This window comes from Pseudomonas fragi (assembly GCF_002269505.1).
GTDB classification, from domain to species: Bacteria; Pseudomonadota; Gammaproteobacteria; order Pseudomonadales; family Pseudomonadaceae; genus Aquipseudomonas; species Aquipseudomonas fragi_D.
In genome coordinates this window covers 1-3,854 of record NZ_NQKQ01000048.1, presented here as the reverse complement: position 1 = coordinate 3,854, position 3,854 = coordinate 1, and the positions used below count along the sequence as shown (strand labels likewise).

6 protein-coding genes are annotated in these 3,854 nt (G+C 58.5%); 1 reads left to right on the top strand and 5 read right to left on the bottom strand.

The genetic code is table 11. The features are described from left to right. Nucleotides 1–46 precede the first annotated feature (46 nt). Both CJU81_RS23350 and CJU81_RS23345 read right to left on the bottom strand, forming a co-directional pair. Nucleotides 47–241, bottom strand: coding sequence for a hypothetical protein (locus CJU81_RS23350; protein ID WP_095038425.1), 195 nt, complete (start codon nt 239–241; stop codon nt 47–49). 143 nt (nt 242–384) lie between these two features. Beyond that, complete coding sequence (locus CJU81_RS23345; RefSeq protein ID WP_095038424.1) at nt 385–813, bottom strand: hypothetical protein; 429 nt, start codon at nt 811–813, stop codon at nt 385–387. Nucleotides 814–2,375: 1,562 nt separating this feature from the next. Here CJU81_RS23345 and CJU81_RS23340 point away from each other — a divergent pair. Continuing rightward, nucleotides 2,376–2,795, top strand: coding sequence for a hypothetical protein (locus CJU81_RS23340; RefSeq protein WP_073510845.1), 420 nt, complete (start codon nt 2,376–2,378; stop codon nt 2,793–2,795). Nucleotides 2,796–2,826: 31 nt separating this feature from the next. Here CJU81_RS23340 and CJU81_RS24320 read toward each other — a convergent pair whose 3' ends face one another. Genes CJU81_RS24320 through CJU81_RS23325 form a run of 3 tightly spaced genes read right to left on the bottom strand, consistent with a single transcriptional unit; the run spans nt 2,827 to nt 3,646 of the window. Continuing rightward, the gene (locus CJU81_RS24320) at nt 2,827–3,075 is read right to left on the bottom strand and encodes a hypothetical protein (RefSeq protein ID WP_095038423.1); all 249 of its coding nucleotides are present in this window, start codon (nt 3,073–3,075) and stop codon (nt 2,827–2,829) included. Then, on the bottom strand, nt 3,072–3,332 hold the full coding sequence (locus tag CJU81_RS23330; RefSeq protein WP_095038422.1) for a hypothetical protein: 261 nt from the start codon (nt 3,330–3,332) through the stop codon (nt 3,072–3,074). Before CJU81_RS23330 ends, CJU81_RS24320 begins: the two co-directional genes overlap by 4 nt. Next, a complete protein-coding gene (locus CJU81_RS23325) occupies nt 3,329–3,646 on the bottom strand; it encodes a hypothetical protein (RefSeq protein WP_095038421.1) in 318 nt (105 codons plus the stop codon). Before CJU81_RS23325 ends, CJU81_RS23330 begins: the two co-directional genes overlap by 4 nt. Nucleotides 3,647–3,854 lie beyond the last annotated feature (208 nt).

Here is a 3,854-nt window from a genome sequence, read left to right as displayed (position 1 = left end):
TGGGGGCCTTTTGAACATAAGCGGCGTTATTGGTAACGCGCGGGCATCATTGCTTTCTCTTGAAGACCTTGGACTCGGCGCTTCTTACTTTTGGCACACCAAAATAAAACAGCGTGCACGGCTTGTTGTCAGCGGACCAGCCAGGGACGATTTGCAACAGCTCAAGCCCCGCCTCGCTCAACTGATTGGCTTCGCTCAAGTCACTCACTTCCTTGATTTCTCCGATTTGGGCAAAGCTCATAAGTACTCCTTAACTTGGTCATTAGATGCGACCAGCGTAGCGCATCAGCCAGTCAGTCAGGCGGGCGGCCGGGGGGGCCTTTCTATTCGTTATGCTCTCCCGTGTTGCTAGTAGCAACAACCGGTCGAGCGATATTTTAGCGGCTAAAATCCGGCGGCGACTCGAGCCCGCAATTTCATGACTGTTCGAGCTGAAAGTCCCCCAATGTCCTCGCCATGAAAAACCAGGCACGCCCGGTGCGACTTGGTTTCAGCGTCCCAATCCTCCAGGTCATCGATCAGGAAGGAGTGCTTGCCTAGGTACGCTGCCGCCAGGTCAGCGGCTAGGCGGCGGGCGGGTTCGCCCGCCGTTTCGAAAACCCAATCCAGAATGTCGCTCATCTGCTGGGCGGGGGCCCGGGGTACAACACCCTTGGCCTGATCCTGGACGAATGTGTTGTAAAGCTGTGCGCCAACCTCGGGATCTTCTGCCGGGTTGCCCGGGCAGAGCCTGGGCTCCCAGGGAATCAGATACATCGATTGGCCGAGAACGTCCTGCAGGACGTAATCCGATGGCTTTACCAAACGCTGCATGAGATGGCTCCTTGAAAAAATCGCATGGTAGCGCATCCCGAGCAGCCAAAAGCTGCTCGGATAAACCGCCACCTCTGGTGGCGAGAACAGCCTGACAGACGCCTCCCGAGCCCACGAGGGAGGTGAGGGAAAATGGCCCCCAGGCCAAATTTTTCCGGTCTGCCCTGGTGAAGCCCGTTCAGGGCGTAACCAGGGTGCGAAGCATCCGGCCGCACCGCTTGCGTGCGCGTCAGGTGAAACCGGACCAACCTGGATTCGCGATGTAGCAGTCGAGAAAGGGACAAAGGACCGCAACGAGACGTCGCGCAATTGCAGAATGCAGGTTGGTCCGGCTTTGCCGGGCGCGCACGCGGGTGAATTTTCGAGACAAGCCCGTCCAGGGCGCAGGGGAGGAAAGAGGGTGGAGGCTCGCGCAGCGAGTCGGAACCCTGAAAGCCTGACGGGGCGCTCCCCCGGAAGGTTTGGGCGTCCCGCAGGGCGGCCACGACAGACCGTAGGGATGGCGCGCTGTTGCTCTGCTTTTGTCTTGGATTATCTATGTAGCGTTCTATTGGTCGTTCTATTGCGTTGGCTATTGCTTCAGCAATAGAACGCCAATAGGAGAGGTATAAAGGTGAAAAGGTACAAAAGGGCAAAAAGCCAAGAGCATTCGCGCTACGCGCTCACCAGCTCGACCCCCTAAAGGGGGACCCCCACTCGCTGGGAAAGATCCAAAGCGGGTAATAACCCTGAGAGACAAGAGCACGAGCAATGATGGCTGACGCCAGTCTAAGGCCGCCCACTGGCGGCAATAATGATGGCTGCGCGACGCACTTGATGGCTCCCACTGGCGTGGGAGCCCCTACGATCGGCTTTTAAAAAAAGCGTCTCGCATGACTCCACGCAGTGAGGATTTTGTTCCAGGTGCGACCACCCGGCTCCCACTCCCAACAGGCGTTCCAGACTTTCGGGGATTGTTTACCACTGCGCCCCCTGCCCTCTTCGGCGTCTGGCGGTTGGTGGGTTTTAGGACAGTGACAGCGCCCGTGGTTGGGTTTTTACGCTGCCCTGCCATTGCCTTCTCGCCCTTGCGGGTCGCACCTAACCGGCTATACCGGCTGCCGTGAAGAGATCCCCTTGATCGGCAGCTATTACTTCCCGGGCCCAAAGCATCTTGATTCCAAGCGTCGGGAAGAGGTGTCGGGGGAGGCTGGAAGCTGGACAGACGGGAGTTTTCCCGACAGAATTGGCTTACCAGGTCTCGTTCCCCGCACCGAAAAGCAGAGATTCCCCGAGACCTTGGCCAGAGCGATTGCAGTCGCCGCTGGCCCGAATGAAACCCTGCCTTGGCAGGGTTTTTTCGTTTTAATGCTATGTATCTATTACCCAAAGATATTGCGTTTGCTCGCTCAGCGCAAACCCTGTGTCTTTCACAAGCTGCCGTGTGGGTCTGGCAGCTGTGCTGCCTACCAGCACGGTAGCCAACAAGGTCCACCGGACCGCGTTAGGGAATGGTCGGTTAAGTCTCATAAATAGCAGTAGACTGTAGGGCACCCTACAGACAGAACCCGACACTGCCCTACATGGCAAAATTAACCATCGGCCGCATGGCAAAACTCTACGGTTTACACCGTTCAACATTGCATGAGGCCGTGTCTAAAGGCCGCGTAACTGCTGGCCTAGACGGTAAAGGGCAAAAGGTTATCGACCTATCAGAAATGATCCGCGTTTATGGCGAACCACAGGGGATCACCCTACACCGCCCTACACTTGACCCGACACCCTCGCCCTACACTTCCCCTACACCTGAAATGGACGCCTTACACCCAGCCCTACACTCGTTGGTTGAAGAGGTTCGATTGCTGCGTGCAGAGATACAAGAGCTGCAACAATCACTTCGGCTGATCGAGCATAAACCCGAGCCTAAACCTGCATTGCCTCACAACGCGAAGCCAGGGGAAGCCCCTACTTGGGCAAATTTGCTCGACGCTCTCGATAACTAAAAGCCGTGGCCAGTTTCGCGGGCGCGAAACTTCATAGTTCCACCGCAAAGCCTCGCACACCAAGCCTTTCGGCAAAGCGACCCACCGCCGTCAGGCTGGCCCAGGTACGAATCACCTCCCGCCTCGACCGTACTGGAATCAGCCGCGAGTGCGGCCCGCCGAGGCGTACCGAAAACGTCCACTTGGTACGGGTGGTATCGCGGCCGACGACAAACTCCCTGACCGCGCTCTGTTGCACCAGGTGCTGCAGCGCGTCTTCGTGAATCCCGTCCCCGATCACAGCAGCAACGCCGTGACGCGCGCCTGAGCGGCGTCATCAATGATCAGGTACAGGCTTTCAATGTCGGCCGGCTTAAGCACCTTGAGCTCTTCCAGCATCTCAACAAAACCTTGCGCCCGCTCGCTGGCCAGATGCACCTGCAGGGTGTCGGCGGCGAGCTCGATGGCAGTCATTCGACGGCGCAGTGTGGCCAGCACTGCAGGCGACGTACTGATCGCGGCTAACGGGTCGCTGCCGTTACCGTAACGGCCGCTCATTCGGGCACCACTCCGGACGGGCCGCCCAAGGTGGCGGCTTCGCAGGCAAACGCTGCCGCCTGTGGTGGGGTCAGCGCTCCGGCGTCGACCACGGCGTTTAGCCAGTCCCAGAATCGAGTTACACAGCGCGTCTGCTGCTCAGCCACTTCCTGCAGGTGATCCAATAATTGCGCCTCCAACGTCTCAGTCGAGGTGGCCAGCACTTGCGGCTGCAGCTCCAGGGCGATGCGCTCGGCCAGTGCGGCGGTGTCCGGGGACAGCGTGCGTAGATCGCGCAGACGGCGCTCATAATAGGGCGTGACGAGTAACGGCATGGCAGGGGTGTCCTTATCCGAGTCAGTGGCCCACAGTGCGTAAAACCATAGCAGGGGGGGGCTGGTGTACCAGTGTAGGGGGGTGTGGTTTCCGTGCCCAGAAAAAAAGGCCCCCAGCACTCTCTCAAGTGTGGGGGCCTTTTGAACATAAGCGGCGTTATTGGTAACGCGCGGGCATCATTGCTTTCTCTTGAAGACCTTGGACTCG